Here is a 23,104-nt window from a genome sequence, read left to right on the forward strand (position 1 = left end):
CAACCGGTATGGTATTCAGATCGGCGATGGATTTGATGTAACCCAAGCCTCTAACCATGTATTCGGTTTCGCCAACTTCCAGCAAGCGGCCACCGACATCGTTATTAGAGCGTTTGATGGCCATCATCACCGTGGATAACGAAATCTCATAGGCTTGCAACGCGTTGGGATCGACTTCCACTTGATATTGCTTGACGTAGCCGCCGACCGAGGCGACTTCGGAAACGCCGGGAACAGTCTGTAGTGGATAGCGTAGATACCAGTCCTGAATCGAGCGCAATTGCGCCAAATCATGCTTGCCGGTCTTGTCCACCAAGGCATATTCGTAAATCCAGCCGACACCGGTGGCATCCGGACCCAATGCCGGTGTGACACCTTGCGGCAAACGATTTTTTACATAGTTGAGGTATTCCAGCACCCGCGACCTGGCCCAATACATATCCGTGCCGTCTTCGAAAATCACATAGACGAAGGACAGACCGAAGAAGGAATAACCACGTACCACCTTGGCATGCGGCACGGCCAGCATGGCGGTGGTCAATGGATAAGTCACTTGGTTTTCGACTACCTGCGGCGATTGGTCGGCATAGTCGGTGAAGATGATCACCTGCACATCGGACAAGTCCGGTATGGCATCCAGGGGCATGTTCTTGAACGACCAAACGCCGCCGATGGCCAGGATAATCGCTCCCAGCAATACCATGAAGCGGTCTTTCAACACGCTATTGATGATGAAATCAGTCATGGTTATGCGCTCCCTGCTCAACTGGCAACGACTTGGTTGCCGGTTGTTGCGGTACCGAAGGTTCCGTCATTTTAGCGGTAGCTTCATTCAGCTTGGATTCGGAGTCGATCAGAAATTGCGCCGAAGTGACGACTTCTTCCCCAGCGGCTAAGCCGTCAATAATGGCAATGTCGTTATTGGACGACAAACCCGTCGTCACTTGACGCGGCTCGAATTTACCGGGACCGCGCACCACCAAAACCTGGGTTTGCGCGCCGGAACGGATCACCGCTTCGGAAGGAATCACCACAGCATCCAGTTGTTTGCCGGCATGGATCGTGACTTCGGCGAACATATCGGGTTTTAACAGTAAGTCGGCATTATCGAAGACCAGACGTACTTTGATGGTCCGGGTCTTGGCTTCGGCATAAGGGTAGATAAACGCCAGGCGGCCTTTGAAGATGCGGCCCGGAACCCCGGCCAAGCGCATTTCAACCGGGTCGCCTTCCTTAACCCAAGGCAGTTCGTACTCGTAAATTTCGGCATATACCCAGACCGTGGATAGATCGGCGATCATGTACAGCTCGGTTTCCGGGGTAACATATTGGCCTTCGCGAGCACCGATGTTGATGACAATGCCATCCGCCGGGGTGTGAATATGCAGGCTCTTTTTGATAGCTTGGCTATCCGTCAGCTCATGTAGTTGATGCGCCGGCACATCCAGCAGATTTAAGCGTTCGCGGGAGCTTTTAACCAACTCTTCCGCACCTCGGCGGATGTCTTCGATAGGGCTTTTTTCCAGCACTTTCAGATTATTCAGTGCCAGCACGTATTCCTGCTGACTGGCCACCAGTTGTGGGGAGTAAATGCTCAATAGCTCTTCATTCTTCCTGACCCTTTGTCCGGTCTTGTCGGCACGCAAGGTTTCGATCCAGCCTTCGGTTTTGGGGTGCAGGCGTACAATATGCTCTTCATCATAGGCTACCCGGCCAACGGCTCGGACCACATGCGAAAGCAAGGTTTGTTTGGCTAGCGCGGTCCGCACGCCGATGTTTTGTACTGTCGCCGCATCAATTCGAACCGCACCGGCGGACTCGTCAGTTTTCGCCTCGCCGTCGGCATACACGGGTAGATAATCCATGCCCATGTTGTCTTTGGCCGGAATCGGTGACGTGACCGAGGGATTCATCGGATTGCGGTAAAACAGAATTTTGGGTTGCTTGGGCGCATTAGCGTCGGCATAAACCGGCTCATAGTCCATGCCCATGGCATCCTTGGTTGGCACCGGGGACGTTGCCGATGGATTCATGGTATTTCTGTAAAATAAAGGCTTCTTGCCTTCTGCCGGTTGAATCGCCGATTCCTGTTTAGGTTGCTGAGCCATCCAATAGCCGCCAGCCAGGCCTATCCCCAACGTCACCGTGGCGGTTAATAACAGTTGCTTATTCATAAATGTCGTCCCCGCCCACATTCGCGCAGAGTTGCGCCAGTGCTTGTTGGGCTTCCGTGAAGGCTTTCCAGTATTGAGTTTCGTATTCGAACAAGGTGATCTGGCTACGCACCAGATTCAAAAAATCGACTTTGTTGACCTGATAACCGGCCAACATGGAGGCGACGGTTTGCCTAGCCTGCGGAATGATGCCGGTATCGAACAACACGAATTGCTGTTTGGCCCGCTGGTAATCGCTATGGCTCTGGGTAATTTCAGAACGAACCGTATTCCAGCGATCTTGTAGCGCATAGCGTTGTTGCATCAATTCGCTATTGCGCTGGTCTATCATCTTGTTCTGTTTGCTGCCGGCAAAAATCGGCACATTCATGCTGACGCCTAAACTGAGCAAATCGGAACGCCGGGTACCGTCTGGCATGTTATTGCGAGCACCATACGCCGCTTCGACATTGAAATCGGGCAATACCTCTTTTTGAGCCAGTTCCAGTTTGGATTGCGCCGCGTTTATGCCTTGGCGGTCGCTTTCCAGCAGTGGTCTCGACGTTTCCGCTTGTTGATACAGCCGGTCTTCCTGCCTGATTTCCGGCATCTGTATTGAAAGTGTGGCGGGTAATTGCACGGGATTGTTGGCGGGTTGATCCAGCAATGCGTTGAGCTTGGCCGCAGTGCTACGCCGCATACCGCTCAGATTGATTTTTTGATCGAGCAATTTGGATAATTCGAGCTGGGCCAGCAATACATCCTGTTGCAACCCTTCGCCGACTTCATATTTGCTTCTGGCAATATCGACGAACTGATGCAATAAGGTGTGATTGTTATCGACAATCTCCATTGTCCGGTCCAGATAAAAAACCTGCCACCAAAGCGTTTTCACATCGCTCAGCAAACGTAGCCGTAATTCATCAGCGCTGAGCGTTGCCGCTTCAGCTTCATACAGCGCCGCCTGTTCGCGTAGCGCCAGTTTGCCGGGAAAAGGAATGGCTTGGGAAAGGCCGAAACCGATTTGCGTCATGTCTTCCGGCCGGGTGCTGAAACTATTGGTCGGCAAGCTCATGGCATTGAAACTGATTTGCGGATCGGGCAGGCTGCCCTCTTGCGAAGGAATCGCGGCCATCGCCTTGGCGCGAGCCAGCATTTGCGCCAGGTCGGGATTATCCTGAGCGACTTTTTGAGTGGCCGCCTCAAGGGTTAATAGCGACTGTTCCGTAGCGTCGGCAACGCTACAGACGAAAAACAGCGTCGCCATTAGCAGACGCCTTAAACGAAAAGATCTCATGATCGTCCTCATAAGCTCGTTATAGCAATGACAAACAACGCGCGGACTCTAGCCACTGTTGATCATCCTAATGGCGGCACAGTAAAACACCGCCGTTACACGGCTTATAGGGTAATAATCGGCGGCTTTATATCGGGGGGAACAAGCAATGAGTTTGAGGTGGGTACTGCCCCAGAGCTATAAAAATTAGCGCTATGGGTGGAAATAAACCTATAGGATGATGTGATTGCGCAATCGACGCAAACATGAAAACTGCAACTTGCTAGGTGTGCCTTAGCAGGCTGGCAATGCTCGGAATGGGGTGAAATAGGATTACCTCCGTCATTCATCTCGACAGCAGCAACAATTTGTGAAGCAGACAACTGACTTGCAAGCTCAGAATAATGAGCAAACGCCACCGCAACAGGCATGATAGCCATGAGTACCAGTAGGATTGTGGTTAGGCGCTGCTTCATCATATCCCCAATTTTAACTCACGAATGATTTTGTATGTGAAACTTTGTAGGTGTTGAGATCACCCGTCTGATTTGTTGCTAACTTTCAGGTATTACTTTTTGGCCTATTACGTCATGTGGTTGCCATTGTTGAAATGTCAAGAGCCAAATAGCAGCAGTACAGCCAGTAAGATTTCGCTTTGAGATAAATTAACTGTCCGTTTAGTAATTAAAACCAGACACCTACGTTGTAGGATCACGACTGGCGGCTGAGGGTCGCTATGGATAGCTATCCATAGCGACCCCTATGTATAGTGCCCAACTATGAATAGATGGGATTTATTTCGACGTGTACCCCGCGAGCCATCAGCGGTTGCCAGTGGAGCGCTACGCATAGTTTTAATGCTTGGCGGACTGCGTAAATTCTTTCCCTGTTGGACGATAGCTTTAAACGATGAAATTCACGGTGTCATTAATGTAAATGAAGCATGAAATCATAAAAACGGGAGCGAATTTGCACTCAAACTATTGTCTGCATATTGTAGTGGTCTAATAAAAACGGACACCCGAATAGGTTGATAAACTATCAACCTTCAAGGTGAAACGAATGAAACGAGAAAGGCGAAGTTTTGATGCGGCGTTCAAGCTGCAAGTAGTACAAATGATCCATGAACAGGGACTCACGGTTCCTCAGGTTTGTCAGGAGCTGAAGCTGGGCGAGACTGCGGTACGTCGCTGGCTGAAGCAGGTGCAGGCCGAGCAATCCGGTCAACCGGGCATAGGTAAGCCGTTAACCCCTGACCAGCAGCGGATTCGGCAGCTGGAATTAGAAAATCGGCAACTGCGTTCGGATAACGAATTGCTAAAAAAGGTTTCGGCCTTCTTTGCCAAGGAACTGCGATGAAACACCAAGTGATTCACCAGTTAACGGCAGAGAAGGTCGTCACGGTGCAGCAGGGTTGTCAGTTACTGGGCGTCAGTCGGTCGGGATGGTATGCGGCCCAGAGACGAGCACGGCAGCCTCAAGCGCTTTGCGGCACGCGGGTTCGACTGCGCAGTCTGTTCGAAGCCACCGGTCAATGCTATGGCAGTCGTCGTCTGCGCAAGGAACTGGCGGAACAGGGAATCGAGATTGGCCGTCATCGGGTGCGCAGCCTGATGAAGGAACTCCAGATCAAGCCGATCTGGAAACCCAAGTTTGTGCATACCACCGATAGCAACCACAACCTGCCGGTGTACGAGAACGTGTTGGATCGCCAGTTTGAGCAAGCCGAGGCCAACCGAGCTTGGGTCTCGGACATTACTTACATACGGACCCTGAGCGGTTGGCTGTATCTGGCGGTGGTGTTGGATCTTTATTCGCGCAAAATCGTCGGTTGGGCCATGGCACCCAACATGCCGACAGAACTGGTCTGCACCGCCTTGCAAATCGCCATCGCCCAGCGCCGACCGCCGCCGGGCCTGATCGTCCATTCCGACCGGGGTAGTCAGTACGCCAGTCACGAATATCGGGCGTTACTGGCCCATCATGGTTTTCAGGGCAGCATGAGTCGTAAGGGCAACTGCTGGGACAATGCCGTAATGGAGCGATTCTTTCTGAATCTTAAAATGGAGCGCGTCTGGCACCGCCAGTATGCCAACCATACCGAGGCCATCCGAGACGTGACCGACTATATCGTCAATTTCTACAACAGTCGGCGCTTGCATTCGTCATTGGGCTACCTGCCGCCCAACGGCTATGAAATGAAAATGGCAGATCAACAACCTATTTTGGTGTCCGAAAAAAGTTGACCACTACATATGCGGCGGTTGATAGAGGTCGTTGAATTTTCGGAAGCGAATATATTTTCACCTCAGAAATTCGGTAAAACTATGTAAAGCTTCTGGGCCGAGGGTTGTTTGAAATGCCAGTGAAACCAGGCTTTGCCACCGATGGTAATTTACGGCTATACATAGTTGCGCACTATACATAGGGGTCGAAACTGTAAATTCGCCACTTCCAAAAGCCGCCATTCACTACTGGCGTAATAGTCTCGGAACACCTTACAGCATCGGCGGTTTTATTTTGCCCGATAACACGGCTATAGCCAGTTCCACTTCATCCATTGCCAGGATTTGATCAATCGTTTCATGTTTGATGCTGTTCGCGATCTGTAGAATTTCTTCGTTGACTTCCTTCAAGGTTGCCGATTGTTTAATCAGACGATTAACTTCCTTGGTTTGTGCAGCGCTTAGTCGATCCTGCTGCCATCGGGAAAACTGTTCCAGGAAATACCTTTGGTCGTCCAATTGCTTGTCATAGAGCTCAAAGACCCTATTCAGGGTGGCATCGTCCAATACATAAGGCTTGGCTATTGCCTGACGTAGGTTGTCCAACTGAATCATGGATTCCTCCAGCATGCCGTCCACCATAAAGGTGAAGGTAGGCAACATACTAATAGGGTGCCACTGAATTTGTTGATCTGCCGGTGCCGGGTCCTGTGTAGTGTCATCACCCGGTTGACAGTGACGTGCCATTAATTCATCCAGTTCCTCATCAAATTCATTGGCCGTCTTTAGCTGAATGGGCTCACGGTTCGGCCATACTTTCAATACTCTGGTTTTGGTATCGAAGCCTGGTGTTCCCAGTGGTTCGCCGATGACCCAAGTCGGCACATTGATTTCACTATATTGGTGGACCATGGTTTGAGCGCAAACTTCAAGTACGTTTTCATCGGCACTATCGTCGGCAAAGATCAATTGCGCCGCCCACTCCCCGCAGTGATCGCAGGGAATGAGGCTACTTTCAAAGAGGTCTTCGGGTGGTGAGTACTTGGGTGTGTCGGGTTGGGCGACAGGATTCAGTTCTAGCCGATGCTGGGAGAGGTCAAGATAATCGGTGTTATCGCGGCAAACCCAGTGGAGCATTTGCCCTGACGGGTTTGGATTGCGCTCGAACAGGGCTACCGTTTTCCTGTATTGGGCATCGGTGGTCTTGGCGTTTTGAATGCGCGGCAGGTTGTTTTTCAACTCGATTAAATCATCCTCCCCCAGTTCCGACCGGAAAGCGGTGACACTCCCTTTGGGATCGACCGCGAAAATAAAGTAATTACCGGTTTCGAGCATTTTATTTAAGACAGTCTGCACGACCGGGTTGTTCGGGTTTACCAGTAGGTTGAATGTGGCGTAATGGTAGAAGTGGAAGCCAAAGTGAACCACGATGAAGTCGGCATTACCGTACAACGAATGCCCGAAACTAAAACCAGTGCGGGTGTACTCCTCAGGAATAACCATTTCGAGCCGAAGTGCTAAAACGCCGAAGGTTTGTTTCCGTTCTTCAACGAGGCCCAACGCACAGCAGGGTGCTTCGGCGGAGATAAAGTCATCGATAAACTGACTATTGACGGTAAGCCGTGGGAGTAGGGGATAGACGTTGCTCATGGGACATCACTGGGTTAGGCAGGGGGCGTTGGGATGATAAATCATACCCGGAGTTGGAGTGATCACTAAATCCGCTGTACGGTGTGATGCTTGCTTGAAGGAAGGTGTTGAAACTGCGATGATCAGCGCCACAATTCCATAGTGTAATGATCGCTTATGGCTGATTTGATCTTAGACGCCGCCGTTTTCGCCGGCTAGTTTTTTTACATCCCATCTTTTGAGGAAACCATGCATAAATCCGAACTCATTGACGCTATTGCCAGCCATGCGAATCTCAACAAAGCCGACGCTGGACGCGGTCTGGATGGCATCCTCAGTGCCATTCAAAACGCCTTGAAAAACGGCGATTCGGTATCGTTAGTGGGGTTTGGCACTTTCGAAGTCAAGGAACGTGCCGAGCGTCAGGGCCGCAACCCGCAAACCGGCGCTGAACTGACCATTGCTGCGGCAAAACTACCAGGCTTTAAAGCCGGAAAGACCTTAAAAGACGCCGTTAACGGTTAAATTCTCTTTAGGAAAAAGGGCTTTGAATGACTCGAAGTCCTCTTGAAACTGCGCTATGATTCGGCGGTTAACTCACTGTCGAACATTCGCATTTCAGATGATAAAATCGGAACTGATCGGGGCGCTGGCCGCCAAGCAAGCAACCCTGCTGCAAGAAGACGTAGAGCTCGCTGTCAACACGATCATTGAGGCTTTGATCAGCGCTGTCGCCACTGGCGAACGAATTGAAATTCGCGGATTTGGTGGTTTTTCAACGATTCCCCGCCAAGCCCGTATCGGCAGGAATCCAAAAACCGGGGAATCTGTCAGTCTACCTAATCGACACGCTGTTCACTTTAAACCGGGCCTTGATTTGCGACACCGGGTAAACGCTTCGAAACAGGCGTTCCCCACCATTAAAGACCTGTAACCCCGTCCTGGGTACCTGATCAGCCCTCCATCGGTATAACGTTTGCCTGCGGCGGCGTCCTGTCTATTCCAGCTGCTCGAAGCCCGGTCTTGGGTCTCGCAGCGATGGAAAATTCACTACGGCGTTATCCCTATTGACTGCCAAAGAAATTCATAGGAAACCGGAGGGCGGTGTTGATCTCTGGCTTGCTGAGCTTCGCCATGTTCGTAGGTATGCAGCAAGAATTTAACGTGCTCCAGTCCTTCCGGCGTTCTGATGGCCTCGCGCGGCGTTTGATCGTTCAATATCGGTAATGGCTTGTCAGCCCAGTCAGCGTAAAGCTGCCTAATTCTCTTCTCTATGAGCTCGGTTATTATCTCGGGTGGCAGGGGTATCGGTTCCGATCTTTCCTGGGTGTCATTAGGCTGCATATTAGCCAGTATGCCTTTGGGGGCGGCTAGTTCCCGGCTGATAAAGGCCACAGCAGCGCCTGATACCGCTTCGAACCACGGTCTGCCTTCGTCCGCATACTGTTGAGTATGATAGGACACTTTGATCCGATCCGGGCGTTTGCCGGGATTAATACTGAGACTTCGCCGTGTCAGCCCATCTTCGCCTACAAAAAGGCGGCTCCAACCCGCATCACGATTACCTTCGATATCCGCTTCACCGGACAACGCCTGGCCCAGTGCGTCCCAGTGCAGAACCCGGTAATGATCGGTCACGAACAGGAGCGATTCACCCGTTACACGATCAACCACTGGCGGCATTTCAAAGGCCCTGACAAATAACTGGAGCCAGTGATATGGAATGATGGCACTGGTGATTTCTTTGGCGAGAGGAGAATCCGGCTCGACGCCCTCTAATTCGTCTGTGAGTTCTTCCAACAAATCCCAGCTTCGCTGGCGGGGGAAGCCATACACGGCGCCGGACAGTTCAAAATGAGCGTCAATCGGCACGATGCGTGCCGCGATCAGGTCGTACCGGTTGGCTTGTTGTGAGCCCGATTTTTCCTGGACGAGGACGGGCGGACGTTCGGGCAGCATCACATCCCGTAAGGTCATGCATTTGCCGGGCACCACCTCCACAATTTCGTAAAGTCTGAGGGGTAGGGCCGTTAGAGTCTCAAGCCATTGCCGCTGGTCAGCAGACAATAGCGGACCACCCTTTCCGAGTAACAATGCCGCAACACGACAGTCCTGGTCTTTGATTGTCACTACACCATCGGCCAGCAGCCATTCCATGGCATTGATCATAATGCCGGTATACGAGTCGTCGGGCAGGTCCTGAATCCCGGCATATTCATCGTCGTCGAGCCCACCAAAAAAACCTTCATCGAGCGCGGCATGGGCCGGCTGCTCATACTTCGTGAACAGCCACTGTATGGCTTTCGGGACGGCTTCAGAACGATCGTTCGCTATCTGGGCGTCTGCGGCCTGCAAGCAGCACTGCTTATATTTTTTACCGCTGCCACAGGGACAGGGATCGTTTCGGCCCAGTTTTTTCATATCAGGGTGACTTTAAACACACGCCAGAATTATTGCATAGAAATTTTTGCTGCATAACCCGACACTGATTACTTTCTTTCCAATCACTTTCTATCTATCTTTCTTTCGTTGTTACTTAGTTTATTTATTACTTTCTTTATTACTTAGTTTCTTTGTTTGTTGTTTTGTGCTAGACTATCTACACAGTCAATTTTAGGGAGGCCGTCATGAAAGAAGAGTTTGATTCCGTTGTGGGTCGTCCCGTCGACATAACAGATGAACGCATTATTGAAGCCGGCGAGACTTTGGTGAGGGCCAATCGGAATGTAACGGGCTTTGCATTGCGCAAAATTACTGGCGGCGGTGACCCCAAAAGACTGAAAGAAGTTTGGGATAAGCACAATGTCAGTCAGTCTGTGACCAATGCAGAGCCGGTGTCAGAGTTGCCTGTAGAGGTGGCTGAAACTTTGGCGGCAATGACCAAGGCCTTGGTGGACAAAATCAATACGTTGACCGTGGAGTTAAACGACAAAGCCGTCAAGACCCAAGAGCGCCGCGTGGCGGATGTCTTGCGGGCTGCGGGCGAACAGCAGGCCCAAGCGGAGCGCGAACTTGCCGATGCTTCGCAAGCTGTCGATGAGTTAGAGGCAATGCTGGCGGAAGAACGGTCCAGGGTAGGGGAGTTGGAAAAACGTCTGGCCGACGTGTTAGCGGCTGATCAAGCTAAAGCGGTTGAACTGGCTACCTTACGCGAACGGCTAGAGGCGGTCGAAAAAAACGCGAAGGTAGCGGGCGAGCAGCATGTTGCCGAACAAGCGCAATTCCGGCAAGCCTTGGCGGATCAAAAGCGGGCGGCGCAAGAATTGGCGGTAGAACGGGATAAAGTGAAAACGGAACTGACTAAAGTACAGACTAAGGCGGAAGCCGCTGAAGAGTCCCATAAGGAAGAGAGAAAAAGGGCGGCCACTGAGCTACAGCGAGCCGCCGATAAGCTTATAAAGCTTGAAGCGGAAAGAGATGGCGCCAAAGGGGAGGCGGGTAAAGCCCGAGAAGAGCTTGCCAAGCTAACAGGCCAATTGGAAGCCATGAAATCCCAGGCCGCTCAGTTGATGCAGGCCATTGGAAACCAACAACCGGAAAAAGCCGAAAAAGCCGAAAAAGCCGAAAAAGCCGAAAAACCGAAAAAGGTATAAGGCATTTTGCGGCTAAAAAACGGAGAACTCAGTGATGATGAACGTGAATCAATTGCAACAGGCCAAAGTGGTTATGCATCGATGGATAAGCAGTTATCGTTGTCGGACTTTCATTGGTTTTAAAGGCTCGGTTGTTAAACCGTATGGCTTTCGCTCTTATTATTGGGCGCACACCTATACTGCCCGTGATTACTTGTTGGGCATAAAGGAGCCGCATGGTGCATGTCTGTCATTGTTGGCCCTTAGAAGGTCAGGGCAATGAATCCGGGATTGGCGTGGTCGTGTCTGGGGGCTTGATGTGTGAAGCCGGACTCTGAAAATGACACCGCCTATATTAATGGTATCTAAAGGCGTGCAGTCGTCTTCTGATATTGGTGTCCAAAATCGACCGGTGTCAATGTCAGAAGATGACTGCACCATCTTATTGGGCTAGAACCACTAAGTGAAGTCAACTATTGAGCAAAAAAATGTCAATAGACATCTGCACAGTGCGTCATTTTGCTCAGCACTTCTCTTCATAAGAATATGGTTTGGGGCGCTGAATAGTTTTTTGGCGTTGTCCGATGAACCATGAAAGGTTTTCTTAGTGTGTGAAGCCGGCTTCTGAAAATGACACCGCCAATATTAATGGTATCTAAAGTCGTGCAGTCAACTTCTGATATTCGTGCAGTCGTCTTCTGACATTGATGCCCGAAATCGACCGGTTTCGGACAGGGCTTAAAAAATATGTACTAAAGTAGTGTCACTTTTCAAAGCTGCAGTCAGCGGATGGTCAAAGTTGATGTCAGCAGATTAATCAACAATAAGTAATTCTGTCAGTTGCGACATGCCGGCTTATTTTTTAGTTATTTTTGTTTTAAGGTCGAACCCTATGTTCGCACTCTCTCCCCGAAAGATTTCTAGCCAACCCACCTATATTAAAAGGTATCTTAAGTAATGAAGTTGGCTTCTGATATTCTTGCAGTCGTCTTCTGACAGCGGTAGTAGCCAAAATAGATAGCCAAGTAGGTGATGGCCAAATTACATTGCGGTTCTAATTATTGGCCATATGATTTATACTGGGCTAAATTAAGTATACCCATTTTGGCCATCCAACCATGAAAGTTGCTCGTATCTACCTTCGCGTCAGTACCGAAGAACAAGACCTTACCCGTCAAACCGAAATCGTCCACAGTGCTCGGGCAGAAGGGTATTACATCGCCGGCATCTACCGTGAAAAGGCTTCGGGTGCCCGTGCTGATCGGCCCGAGCTACTACGAATGATTGCAGACCTACAATCAGGCGAAGTCGTCGTAGCTGAGAAAATTGACCGCATCAGTCGGCTTCCCTTGGCCGAAGCCGAGCAACTGGTTGGATCAATCCGGGCCAAGGGAGCAAGACTGGCTGTGCCGGGCCTAGTCGATTTATCCGATTTTGCGGCTGAGGCCGACGGTGTGGCCAAGATCGTTTTGGAGTCGGTGCAGGAATTATTACTTAAACTTGCCCTGCAAATGACACGTGATGACTATGAGACTCGCCGAGAGCGACAGCGCCAAGGTGTTCAGCTTGCCAAGATCGCCGGTAAGTATGCGGGTCGCATCCCTGATACCACGACACATCAGCGTATCGTTGCGCTGCGTGGAGCAGGACATACTATCAAACGGACCGCTGAGCTGGCTGGATGTAGCCAAAGCCAGGTCAAGCGCATATGGGCAGAGCATAAGGGCAGTCACTAAATTATAATCCTGTTCAAGTGGTCTGCTTTCATGCCCCTGCAAGGCAAGGGTTGCTTTGCGGAAATTGGCGACTGGCAATGCAGAAGTATGACGAAGCGGCACTGGACTGCGCATTGACAAACCAGATATTGATAGAGGTGATCTGCAATGAAAAAAGAATACCGTAGCCGTTTGATGGTCTCCGTACATGAAACCGCCGAAGGCTTGCATGAGGCTGGCGTCATGGATAAGCGTACCATGCGCAAATTCGACGAACTGTGTCTAACGCCAATCAGAGGGTGTCAGATTGGAGCACACATCGACTTGGTGTCTGTACGAACGGAGAAATAGCGTCAGAGTTAGCTGGGTTCGTGCATTTCTTGCCGATTCCGGCTCAACGTCTATTCGCACAACCGGACACCTCATCCCCTTGGCGGACGATTTTTTCCGAATTCTGGGGCGCCCTGCATATTCCACCCCAATCCAGCCACCGATTCCGAGACGATTACGTCAGTAGTGAATGATAGCTTTTGAAAGTGGCGAAATGTCGCGATCGACCCTGAGCTGTCAGATAAGATTTAATTTGCGGTGACAGGAAAAGGCAAATAAGCTGCCCTTCAAAATGTAGATTAGCTTGCGTAACAGCACATTTCGAAGCCAACAATTCCTCCGGATACGCTATCGCTAATCAAAGCAGGCTATCGACTTCTGGTTTAAATGGGATAAGAAAAATTCAATGAATGACGTGTTTTCAAAAATCAAATCAGGCGACTTATATAGCTTACTAGCAAGTTGCAGTAACGAGGATTTGGCTCCTCTGGTTAGCTATATAACCGATAAGCTTTCGAATTATCTTGTAACTGATGATATCTACAAAAGGCATAGTCCAGATCACACAAAATATACCAAATTAATCGCGAGCGAAATTCGACTTTATGGCGGAAATTCGGTAAGCAATATAGCTCGCGGAGGGGTGGGGCCTGATTATGATGAGGTTTTATTTGATGTTTGTCAGAAGATAGGCATTCCATCAACTAAAGGAAGAATTCTTGATAATGAATCAAATTTATTAAGAATTTGCCTTCCTTATGGTTGGGAAGCTCTTAGTCCGGTTAATCAACAAGCCGCTGTAAAGAAGGCTAGGGATACATACGCAACTACGGGCGGCATAGTTACAACTGGTGTAGGAACTGCAACAATTTTTGCAACTGCTATTAGAACAATCGCTGTACCAGTTGGCGTAGGCTTAATTGCTAAAGGTGTTGCTGACCCGGCATTTGAAGTGACTATTCCCTGTGTTTTACACATTGCATATCTTCGGTGGAAAGTGCTCAACTACATCGAAAACCACAGGAAGAAAACGTTACAAATCGCTAATGTCAGTGCGTCAACCAATAGTCAATTAGTCGTAAATCGTGATTCACCGCTTATTATCGGGGAAGATGCTGATAAACCTGTTCTGACATTTGCCTTGGCTAAAATTTCAAAACACTCTCCCGTAAATTGGCAACCTGTTTCAGAATCTGACGGCACAGGAATTAGCAGTTTTAATCCACTATTGCAAGCAGTTCCCAGCATGGTCACCAAGATGCATATTGCTACGACGCAATATGTAGAGGTGAATATTCGGCTGGACTCTTTGACACCAGTAAAAAATAGCACCGATGAATTAAGAGGCTATGTTATAGGTTCTAACGGTCGTATTACAGAGCAGGCGAAACTACTCTCTCCAGAGAACCTCGAGAAAATTGTTAATGCGGGCGCATTATTTCAGGTTGCATCTGTAATTGTCGCTCAAAAACATTTGGCAGATATAAGCCAAAAATTGACTGAAATTAAAAAAACAGTTGATGATATTCATAAGCATCAGAAAGATAAACGAGAAACAGATATAACAGGAGCGGTCGATTATTTCAAACAAATAGCCCCTTCAATTTTGGCTGGTGAGTTAAGAGATTCTTATGAACACCAAATTGAAAAATATGAAGGTGAGTTGCTTTCTATTAGAAATCATTTGTTGAAGGATATTAAAAATCAAAATCATGAAATCGAAAATCTAAAAGATGGTCATATATTTGGTACGGAAGGGATGAAGGCGTTGATAAAGAAGCATCAGAATGAACTTTTCAACCTATATCAGCAACTGTTCCTTTGCATTCGAGCACGCGCATGTGGTTGGCAGCTTTTGCTTGCATTTCCTAGAACTGAAGAAATTGCAAAAAGCCGTAAACAGAATATTGATGAATCACTTGCAGTGCTAAATGTTGATGGCGAATTGGTGAAGCAGACCATTGCTGAAATGGATAAAAAAATCCGCAGCCTTTCAGCAATTACCAATACTGCGCAAACGCTTAATGAACGAAAACTGGATTTATTAAAGTGGCAAGACAAATTGATAGAAGAAATTACATATACTAGAAGTGAAATTGACGCGAATATCCGTTCTGTAGAATCGTTGGTACAGGATAAACACGGCGCAACAAAATTCCTTCTCAAAGTTGAAGGTGACAAAATAGTTGCCCGTAGCCCTTTGTGAATGTCTCTAGCCCGTAGGCGGTTAACAGCATGCACCGCACTTTAGCGATTGGCGCGACTCGTAAATTCACCCCCCTACAGCTGCTTTTGGCTGGACATTTGCCATTGGCGCTTTTGATTCGTCTGGCGGCATAATGGCCGATTCTGTTGAAAAGTCGGTTTTATTAAAATTTTAACCAATTTTTGACGTTCGTCAAAATGATAACTGTTTGTTTTCAAAAATAGCTTGCTTTTTAATTTCACATAAATGCGGACATGTCAACCAGGGTCATGGCGACCCTGGGGACCTTTACCCCCTGCATGGAAATCTATTCAATTGACGAAGCGTTTCTTGATTTGACCGGCGTCTATCCGTGTCAATCCGACCCGATTGCTTACGGACAGCGCATCAAGCAAGCGGTGTTCCGCGCGACCGGCATTCCAGTCTGTGTCGGCATGGGGCCGACCAAGACCTTGGCCAAACTGGCTAACTTCGCCGCCAAGAAATGGCCCAAAACTCACGGCGTATTGGATGTATCGGACCAGTTGCGCAGGGAAAAGCTAATGCGTATCGTACCGGTCAACGAGGTCTGGGGGATTGGCCCGCAACAGCTGATTTTTTGATACAGTAAGCCATCAGAATTGATAGTGTTCATTGTCTCGCAGCCGCCGGTTACATATTGGTATGGTGATGCAAGAAAAAATCGATGATGGCATCGCTACGCTGTTCCGGCCATTGCGCATGCGGTTTGTCGCCTTCGCAATACACGGTTTTTACGCCATTGGCGCAACCGGAATAAGCCACGCAACCGTTGCCGATCGTATCGGGAATCGGCTCGCATTTGTTACAGGCCGCCCACCAGCCGGCTGTTTGCTGTCCGTAACCCGGAAACAGCCGGTCCTTGCTGCTGTGTATAATCATAACCGGCAAGGGTTCCGGGCATTTGCGGTCGCGTAAGTCCTCATAGGTTACGCCGGCGGCACTGGGGGCGATTGCTGTAGGAATGTGCCGGGTGCCGGTCATAAAAGCTAAAGCCATTGCCGAGGTGCCGCCATCGGAATGACCGGTTACATAGACCTGTTTTTCATCGATACACCATTTTTTAGCCATCGCATGGGGGATCGTACCCAGTTCCACGGTGGTGCTCGGCGAAAGCTCGGGATGATCGGCATAAGCAACGATAAAACCGGAGCGGGTTGCGGGTAAGGTGAATCCTGTCATCTTCTCCGTTTTGGCGCGATTCGCACCCGCCGGTGAAAATACCAGTAATAAAGGATGGGCTATCGATGCATCATAATTCTTAGGGGTGCGGACGTTGTAATTTATGCCGTTTTCGGTTTCTTCTCCGTACGTTTCTCCGGTATCGCCACTCAATAGGTCAGGCTGGCAAGTGCCGCGCGGCATATCCGGTCGGTAAACGGTTTGCCCTAGTTCCACCGGAACGCCGCTATGATCCAGCCAAAGCATGCCGGCCAGCGCTATTACCGGCAATCCGAACAAGACTTTTTGCCAACGATTGCTTTCAAGAAGATAGGACTTTAACTGTGCAATATTCATTTTGATGGCTCCCTTGATGGGTTCGGCGCTGGGTTTAGGCTTCCGGATTTTGCTCGGGCGTATGCTTTAACGCGGCCCGGAACAAGCCGTAAGCCAGCAAAGACAGGCTGGCTATCGTTATCAGCAGCGGCGTATAGTTTTTACCCGGCACCGACTCCAGCCCGACGGAGAACGGAATATGGGTATCCAGGCGCTTATCCTTATCAACGATAGCAATATGCGCCAAGTAATTGCCGGCGCCATAACGGCTAAAGTCCACCGAGAGGTTCGCCGTGCCGGTTTTGACTTTTTGTGGTTCTCGATAAAACACCCGAGTACCATCCGGCTCTTTGGTGATCTCGAATTCGACGCTGACATGGCGCAGGCTTTTGCCCTCGTAATCGAACACTAACTTGGTGGGGCCGACGCCTGGAATGATGTTGCAGTATTCCAGGTTGCCGGACAATGTCGGGGTATACGCCGTAAGATGCACGCGTTCAAAGCCCACTCGCGCATTGCAGTTGTCGACCACTTCGGCCGCGCCGCGATGAGCGTGGATATTGCCCAAGGGTAGGCACGTTAGCGCCAAGATCAAGGCTATCTTTGCGCCCTGGCTTTTATAACGGTTATGTCCGGTGTTCATCGGTTTCCTCCAGCAAAGCATTTAACTTAAGCTGATCAACGCAATTAGAAATCGAAGGTTTCCACTTCGGAAATCAAAAACGTCGGCGCGCCGCCGCTGGAAATATCCACCGCATGCGCCGCCGTTTCCTGGCCGCCGGGCGAACTTAGGCAGGCTTGTAAATCGCCAATCGATGGGAAGTACACTTCGGCGATACGATGAAACTGCGCGGCGCTTTGGTCGGCATTGGATTTGATCAGAGAGGCGACGAAGCGGGTCTTCCCAGCCAACTTTTCCACGGCCATCGGCACGTGTTCGTCGGCATAGCGGCGTTCGAAGGTTTCCAGATCGGTCGGTACTGGGTACATCACAATTAATTTTGCTGCTTTCATAGGTTTCTCGAATGTTTTTGTAAAAAGTAGATGCTATGAAACGCCTATTTTTCCAATTAGTAAAATACCGGTTTTCTATGAAACAATAGGTTTTTCCTATTCAATTGGGGTAGATATGGAAATGCAACAAATACGCTATTTTCTGGCGGTATGCGATAAGGGATCGTTTACGCGGGCCGCGCAATCGGCTTTTGTTGCGCAGCCGTCGTTGACGCAAGCAATTAAAAAGCTGGAGGACGAACTGGGCGGGGAGTTATTCAGCCGCGAACGCAGCGGCTGTCGTTTGACATCGCTGGGGCGTTTGGTGGAGCCGACCCTGAGGCAGATTTTTCACGAGGCGCAAACCATCAAGGCCGAGGCTGTCCGCTTCAGCCGCTTGAACACCGTGCCGCTGCGCATAGGCGTGATGGCTACTATTGCCGCGCAACATCTCAGCACGTTCTTTGCCGACTTCCAGCAAGAACGGCCGCATGTGGAATTGGAACTGGTGGTGGATAACGAGTGTAATCTGGCGCAGCAATTGGATGAGGGAAGGCTGGATTTGATGGTCAGTGCGCCGACCTCGCCGCTGCCGGCGCATTTACAGTCCTTAAAGCTGTACGAGGAGCGTTATGTAGTGGTTTTTAACGACAAGCATCGCTTCAATCAATTGGAGGTCATCGATTTGGCGACCATCCAATCCGAGCCTTATCTGGATCGCCTAAACTGCGAATTACGCGAAACCTTGCGCGGCGTTTGCCTGGGCCGGCAGATCAATCTCTATGCGGCTTATAGAAGCAACAGCGAGGAATGGATATTGAGCATGGTGCGGGCCGGGTTAGGCGTGGCGTTGATGCCGGAATTCAGTGTGCCGAAGCGGGGCGATAAGCTCAAAACCCGGTATTTATCCGATCCGGAAATTCGGCGCACGATTTTTGCGGTTTACCAGGACTCGGCGGCGACAAATCCGGAAGTAAACCAGTTGCTGGAAAAGTTAAAAGTTGGGTTTTGACGGGAGCGATTAGCTTATCCGCGTCTTGGCTAAGCAATTGTGTTAATTTGCGCGCAAACCAAACCGCCGCCGCTTAGCCGGGCGAACCCAGATTAATCATCGTTCCCACGCTCCGGCACCACCTCTGTTTTAATCACTGGTGTCACTCATTAACAAGCCGGGGGAGCTTAGACACAAAGCCCAAAATACTATCGGATTACTTTGAAAAACAGTTACAGCCGAGTTTCAACAATTTTTCGAATTGGGATGCTGGTAGTGGCTTGCTAAAAAGTCAGCAAAATCTGGTTCCTGAATACCTGCAACTTGTTCACGAAGGGTGTCGGGCACTTCCCAGAGAATCTCGTTTTTTCTTTCTTCTGGCGTTTTCTGCCAAAGCAATTTGGCATCGTCAATAGTTACCCTTTCAACAATCCCACAAGTTACCCAATCATCATAGACACGATCTCGAGAAGCGATAGCCACTTCTCTAAAGTTCAGGATTAATTAAAATGGTCGCTAACTATCCCGATATAACACGGGCAGCAGTGACGGGATAATCAGCCAGTCAATTGAGGGATTTCAAAAACTTCGACCGTCAACAAGTGGCCGAAACTGCGATCTGAGCGGTTGGGCATCGGTGAACCGCTGCAATGACCATGAAACGGTCGCGTAATTCGTGCTCCATCTTGATGGACATTTGAACGTCTTTAGCCATGCCAGCCTCACGGATATTGTTGAATGATGCTGATTATTCATTTATGCGGTGGATTTCCTACCAACCGCCTGTTCGCGACAAGTTCTAACGCAGCTTTGCCTTCAGCAGTTTCTACATATTGACGCACTTTGTCCATAAGTCGATCCCAAACACGCCGCCAAGTCATCTGCTCAAGCAGTTCAACAGAAATTCCCGTGCCATTGGATAGTCGCTGGAGTAGTTCCGGTGTGGGAGCCTGAAATTGTCTCGCTCGGCTATCGGCGACAGGGATACCAAGAGCGCGAAGGCAAAAGAGTTCATAACGAACACCGTAACACTCAGCCAGTCGGCGGACATAGTGTTCTAACGTTTCGGCATCATGAGGTTTCGGATGCAACGGCCAGCGCTTTTGCACTCAACGCAATTCCCGCTCAACCATGCGCCGACGCACGCTAGGAGGATGATAATCAGCGCGCTCAATGACGGCGCAATTAATGCGTTCTTCTCCCTGCAATAGCGCAGCTACCGTGGCACTGTTCAAGAGTGCGGTAATTTCACCAATAGTACCTTCAGATCGCCGCAAAATCAGCTCGCACAGCGGTGCAGTTGCTAAATGTGAGGGTTCACGCAAGGGCAAAACAGTTTCGAAGCTGGCCAGCAGACGTGCTAATTCCTCGCCAGCCTCCCAGAGTGGTAGTAACAGAGGATGAAACCGATTTTCAAGCTGGTCGTCGCTACGAATCGCAAGATAAGCGTCACGGATACCCAGGCAAACGATAGGAATGCGCAGATCGTTGCCAATAAAACGGAGCAGATTCAACAGTTCGCGTTGCCGCCTAGCCGTTGCGCCGAGTAAATTGTGTACCTCGTCAATTATCAGCATGCGGACGCCGACGGTTCGCATCAGTCGTAATGTCAAGGCCTCACGCACGTCGTGCCGACCATAAAAGCCAACTGGCGTACCCAGTGTAGCCTGCAATGCGGTGTGTAGTCGGTTAGCGGTTGCCTCGGCTGGCATTTGTAGCATGAGGACCGGAATGACCTCGTGTTCACCGTCCTCTGACATCCGCTGGGGATGCGCGCGATGAAACTTTTCGGCAATCATGGTTTTGCCGTTGTTGCTTGGGCCTACTATAAGGATGTTTTTCGGACGCAGTTTGCCAGGCTCGTCGGAAAGTAACGCTTCAAGTTGTAACAATGCTTGGTGGGCACAGGTGTAGCCGATCCATCGCTCGATTCGAAGGCGAGCTAGACGCTCTGCACTGGGTAACATGGCCAGTGAGCGCGCTTCTGGACCTAAATGGCTAAGGCTTACCATGCTTCGATGTCATCAAACGGGCGTACTGGACCAATATCAACTGTCGACGTGGTATTCTCAATTTGAGATGACTCCCTCTCTAGCTTCGAACCCAATTGGCGGCGCGTCCGGTTGCGGCGGGCTGTGCGCGTAAGCGTCTCGGCCTTACGCTCAATCTCACGCATTTCATCAATGGCGGCGAACAAACTGGCTTCGTCGACCGCAGTGCGTCGCTGTTCACGCAGACGTTTTCGCGCTAGTTTGTGCTCCCATAGGCTGATAGCCGGTCGAGACAACATGCGATACGGTACTTCCAGGTAGACATTATGCTCTTCATCAAGCACGAAAATTCGTGACAAATCGCGGGGATCGCGGCGAATCAGCAAAGGAGTTGGCTGATTGCGCAACTGTATCCATGGACGTAGCGCATTGCTGTAGTAAGTAATGTGATCAATCGTAATACCGTCCCGTTGTAAAGAGCGGCGCACTACTGGCAGGAAGTCGATCAGGAAGGTGCGTGGGTCACGTGGTATTGGTATCGTTTTGTTGGCGGCAATAAGCGACTGGAGACCTTGCTGGTAGCGATGCAAGGGAATATCGTCATCCATACCTTCGTGCGGCCGCAGGTGGTAATACTTGGTAATCGCGACGGCAAACCAGCGTTCAAGTTCCTCAAGTGTTAGACAGGCCGTCTTGTCACTATCATAGCCACCGCGTTGGGTTGGATTTGAAAAGGTTGTACCGGGCAAAGCATGAACTAGCTGCATCAACGTGCCAATAACGCGCTCGACGACTCCGCCGTAATGAGGCAGGCCAGGTGGTCGCCATTCGATGGCAATGCCATGCTGAGCACAGCCCCGTTCAAATGCTAGCGAATGAAATTCTGAGGCGTTATCGACGCCGATACGACGCGGCTTACCGTTGACGGGCCAGCTTGCTTCAATGTCCCGCTGTTGTAACCACGGCGCCTTATCACTGGCTACCAGGGCCAGACAAAGGCCAACACTGGTGGCCGAGGGCGCCTCAAGCGATAGATGGAACCCGGCAATGCAGCGACTAAAAACGTCAATGGCCACCGTTAGCCATGGTCGGCCAATCGGTGAACGATCCACTGGATCGACGATAATCAGATCGACTGGCGTATGGTCTATTTGTAGCCAGTCAAGGGGAATATCAGAGGTTGGCGTGATGCCGTAAATCGGCTTGATTTCAGGATGGGGCTCGCCGCGTTGACAGTGTTCAGCCGGAGATAAGGTTTTCAAGCGGCGGCGGATAGTACTCTCAGAAGGCGGCGCTAATCCAGCTTTTAAGCATTGATTCCGGATTGCAAACACGAGTTCGGCTGCTGACCGTTTTTGCCGCGTAAGAAAAATTTCGGCTATCAGGCCACGGAGCAAATTTTCGCGAGGTGCGGCAAGTCGCTGTTTACCTCGCCCACCATTGGAGCCACCCGGCAATAGCGCAGTGAGTTCGCCGCCGGACTCGCGTAACCGTTGAATTAGCCGGTACACCTGCCTTTCGGATAACCCCAATTCAACGGCGGCTTCATGCGCTTTCTCGCGAGAACAATACTGGATTTCAAACAACGGACGCAAGACGACAGCACGGCGATACGCTTCATTCCATTCGCATTCTGCAATCTGAGAAAGGTCAGTCATAGTGCCCCCTTTGCGACGTGCTGACGTCGACTTTAACAATTTGCAGCTTACTGACATCGGGTTAGATGGCTGCTGTCATCGACTATGACATTTTAGTTTGTGGATAGCAAGGTAATACGCGAGCTTTGCTAATGACTGCTGACAACGGCTTCGGAAAGTCACAAGTAGTCAAAACGGATTTCGTACATGTGTTATAATTCGTACATCCCTTTCGGACGGAATTAGCGCATGTCACGCGTCTTTGCCTACTGTCGAGTGTCGACCACGGACCAGACTACCCAAAATCAAAGCCGGGAAATTCAATCTGCTGGTTTTGCCATTCAGCCACATCGTTTGATTGAAGAAAGTATCAGTGGTTCAGTCGCGGCTAAAGAACGACCAGGTTTTAATAAACTGATCGAACGGCTGGAAGCGGGCGATGTGTTGGTGGTGACCAAACTGGATCGACTCGGTCGCAACGCCATGGATGTCAGAGCCACGGTCGAGCACCTTTCGGATTTTGGGGTGCGGGTCCATTGTCTGGCGTTAGGCGGGGTTGATCTAACAAGTTCTGCCGGCAAGATGACTATGCAGGTCATTGCAGCGGTCGCTGAATTTGAGCGTGACCTGTTAATTGAGCGAACCCAAGCCGGCATTAGTCGCGCGAAGGCGGCGGGTAAACAGTTCGGACGGCCGCCGGCACTTAATGCCGAAGCCCGTGCTGACGTTGTCAAACGCTTGGCCGCTGGCAGCAACGTTTCGGAGTTGGCTCGGGAATTCAAAACCACCCGGCAAACCATTATGCGGATTAGGGAAGCTGCGTTGAAATCACAAGAAGTCGACAATACGATCCACTCTTCTGGAGAGTAAC

22 protein-coding genes are annotated in these 23,104 nt (G+C 50.2%); 10 read left to right on the forward strand and 12 right to left on the reverse strand.

Going from position 1 to position 23,104, the window contains the following annotated elements; genetic code table 11:
• From G006_RS26425 to G006_RS0123900, 3 genes are all read right to left on the reverse strand, one after another.
• Positions 1 to 745, reverse strand: a 745-nt coding sequence (locus G006_RS26425; protein ID WP_020485750.1) for an efflux RND transporter permease subunit, incomplete at its 3' end; no start/stop codon positions are given.
• Positions 738 to 2,174, reverse strand: coding sequence for an efflux RND transporter periplasmic adaptor subunit (locus G006_RS0123895; RefSeq protein ID WP_020485751.1), 1,437 nt, complete (start codon positions 2,172 to 2,174; stop codon positions 738 to 740). The genes G006_RS0123895 and G006_RS26425, both read right to left, overlap by 8 nt.
• Entirely contained in the window at positions 2,167 to 3,450 is a 1,284-nt protein-coding gene (locus tag G006_RS0123900; protein ID WP_152429036.1) for a TolC family protein, read from the reverse strand. The genes G006_RS0123895 and G006_RS0123900 overlap by 8 nt, the downstream gene beginning before the upstream one ends.
• A gap of 1,041 nt (positions 3,451 to 4,491) precedes the next feature.
• On the opposite strand from G006_RS0123900, the gene G006_RS0123910 reads away from it, so the two are divergent.
• A protein-coding gene (locus G006_RS0123910; RefSeq protein WP_235048809.1) for an IS3 family transposase occupies positions 4,492 to 5,675 on the forward strand; the annotation gives its coding sequence in 2 pieces (ribosomal slippage) (positions 4,492 to 4,756 and positions 4,756 to 5,675; 1,185 coding nt in all).
• Positions 5,676 to 5,927: 252 nt separating this feature from the next.
• On the opposite strand, the gene G006_RS28975 is transcribed toward G006_RS0123910, so the two are convergent.
• Positions 5,928 to 7,304 carry a hypothetical protein gene (locus G006_RS28975; protein ID WP_200860498.1) on the reverse strand — a complete coding sequence of 459 codons (1,377 nt, stop codon included), beginning with the start codon at positions 7,302 to 7,304 and terminating at the stop codon, positions 5,928 to 5,930.
• 228 nt (positions 7,305 to 7,532) lie between these two features.
• On the opposite strand from G006_RS28975, the gene G006_RS0123925 reads away from it, so the two are divergent.
• Positions 7,533 to 7,808 (forward strand): HU family DNA-binding protein, encoded by a 276-nt coding sequence (locus G006_RS0123925; protein ID WP_020485754.1) that lies wholly within the window; start codon positions 7,533 to 7,535, stop codon positions 7,806 to 7,808.
• 97 nt (positions 7,809 to 7,905) lie between these two features.
• On the forward strand, positions 7,906 to 8,217 hold the full coding sequence (locus tag G006_RS0123930) for an integration host factor subunit beta (RefSeq protein ID WP_020485755.1): 312 nt from the start codon (positions 7,906 to 7,908) through the stop codon (positions 8,215 to 8,217).
• Between the two features lie 116 nt (positions 8,218 to 8,333).
• Here G006_RS0123930 and G006_RS0123935 read toward each other — a convergent pair whose 3' ends face one another.
• Positions 8,334 to 9,704, reverse strand: coding sequence for an SEC-C metal-binding domain-containing protein (locus G006_RS0123935; protein WP_020485756.1), 1,371 nt, complete (start codon positions 9,702 to 9,704; stop codon positions 8,334 to 8,336).
• A gap of 206 nt (positions 9,705 to 9,910) precedes the next feature.
• Here G006_RS0123935 and G006_RS0123940 point away from each other — a divergent pair, with 206 nt between their 5' ends.
• The 5 genes from G006_RS0123940 (at position 9,911) to G006_RS0123965 (ending at position 15,708) form a co-directional block, all read left to right on the forward strand.
• Positions 9,911 to 10,876, forward strand: coding sequence for a DNA-binding protein (locus tag G006_RS0123940; protein WP_020485757.1), 966 nt, complete (start codon positions 9,911 to 9,913; stop codon positions 10,874 to 10,876).
• 1,097 nt (positions 10,877 to 11,973) lie between these two features.
• Positions 11,974 to 12,591, forward strand: a complete 618-nt coding sequence (locus tag G006_RS0123945) for a recombinase family protein (RefSeq protein WP_020485758.1) — start codon at positions 11,974 to 11,976, stop codon at positions 12,589 to 12,591.
• A 147-nt stretch (positions 12,592 to 12,738) separates the two neighbouring features.
• Positions 12,739 to 12,921, forward strand: coding sequence for a hypothetical protein (locus tag G006_RS26435; RefSeq protein ID WP_020485759.1), 183 nt, complete (start codon positions 12,739 to 12,741; stop codon positions 12,919 to 12,921).
• 385 nt (positions 12,922 to 13,306) lie between these two features.
• Positions 13,307 to 15,106 carry a hypothetical protein gene (locus G006_RS0123955; protein WP_020485760.1) on the forward strand — a complete coding sequence of 600 codons (1,800 nt, stop codon included), beginning with the start codon at positions 13,307 to 13,309 and terminating at the stop codon, positions 15,104 to 15,106.
• 254 nt (positions 15,107 to 15,360) lie between these two features.
• On the forward strand, positions 15,361 to 15,708 hold the full coding sequence (locus G006_RS0123965) for a Y-family DNA polymerase (RefSeq protein ID WP_081608005.1): 348 nt from the start codon (positions 15,361 to 15,363) through the stop codon (positions 15,706 to 15,708).
• A gap of 49 nt (positions 15,709 to 15,757) precedes the next feature.
• On the opposite strand, the gene G006_RS0123970 is transcribed toward G006_RS0123965, so the two are convergent.
• From G006_RS0123970 to G006_RS0123980, 3 genes are read right to left on the reverse strand one after another with little or no spacing between them, the layout of a single operon-like run.
• Positions 15,758 to 16,642 (reverse strand): alpha/beta hydrolase family esterase, encoded by an 885-nt coding sequence (locus tag G006_RS0123970; protein ID WP_020485763.1) that lies wholly within the window; start codon positions 16,640 to 16,642, stop codon positions 15,758 to 15,760.
• Between the two features lie 34 nt (positions 16,643 to 16,676).
• On the reverse strand, positions 16,677 to 17,264 hold the full coding sequence (locus G006_RS0123975) for a hypothetical protein (RefSeq protein WP_020485764.1): 588 nt from the start codon (positions 17,262 to 17,264) through the stop codon (positions 16,677 to 16,679).
• Between the two features lie 44 nt (positions 17,265 to 17,308).
• On the reverse strand, positions 17,309 to 17,635 hold the full coding sequence (locus G006_RS0123980; RefSeq protein WP_020485765.1) for an EthD family reductase: 327 nt from the start codon (positions 17,633 to 17,635) through the stop codon (positions 17,309 to 17,311).
• 115 nt (positions 17,636 to 17,750) lie between these two features.
• Here G006_RS0123980 and G006_RS0123985 point away from each other — a divergent pair, with 115 nt between their 5' ends.
• Complete coding sequence (locus G006_RS0123985) at positions 17,751 to 18,626, forward strand: LysR family transcriptional regulator (RefSeq protein ID WP_020485766.1); 876 nt, start codon at positions 17,751 to 17,753, stop codon at positions 18,624 to 18,626.
• A gap of 225 nt (positions 18,627 to 18,851) precedes the next feature.
• On the opposite strand, the gene G006_RS28530 is transcribed toward G006_RS0123985, so the two are convergent.
• The 4 genes from G006_RS28530 to G006_RS0124000 all read right to left on the reverse strand — a co-directional run bounded on the left by G006_RS28530 (position 18,852) and on the right by G006_RS0124000 (position 22,254).
• Complete coding sequence (locus tag G006_RS28530; protein ID WP_152429037.1) at positions 18,852 to 19,088, reverse strand: hypothetical protein; 237 nt, start codon at positions 19,086 to 19,088, stop codon at positions 18,852 to 18,854.
• A 269-nt stretch (positions 19,089 to 19,357) separates the two neighbouring features.
• Positions 19,358 to 19,714, reverse strand: coding sequence for a TniQ family protein (locus G006_RS29565; protein ID WP_020485767.1), 357 nt, complete (start codon positions 19,712 to 19,714; stop codon positions 19,358 to 19,360).
• Positions 19,715 to 20,572: a TniB family NTP-binding protein gene (locus tag G006_RS0123995; RefSeq protein ID WP_235048920.1), complete on the reverse strand. Its 858-nt coding sequence runs from the start codon at positions 20,570 to 20,572 to the stop codon at positions 19,715 to 19,717.
• Positions 20,573 to 20,610: 38 nt separating this feature from the next.
• The gene (locus G006_RS0124000; protein ID WP_020485769.1) at positions 20,611 to 22,254 is read right to left on the reverse strand and encodes a Mu transposase C-terminal domain-containing protein; all 1,644 of its coding nucleotides are present in this window, start codon (positions 22,252 to 22,254) and stop codon (positions 20,611 to 20,613) included.
• 228 nt (positions 22,255 to 22,482) lie between these two features.
• Here G006_RS0124000 and G006_RS0124005 point away from each other — a divergent pair, with 228 nt between their 5' ends.
• Positions 22,483 to 23,103, forward strand: coding sequence for a recombinase family protein (locus tag G006_RS0124005; protein ID WP_020485770.1), 621 nt, complete (start codon positions 22,483 to 22,485; stop codon positions 23,101 to 23,103).
• The last annotated feature ends 1 nt before the right edge of the window (position 23,104 follow it).

Origin of the sequence: Methylomonas sp. MK1, from assembly GCF_000365425.1 — a bacterium.
Lineage (GTDB): Bacteria > Pseudomonadota > Gammaproteobacteria > Methylococcales > Methylomonadaceae > Methylomonas.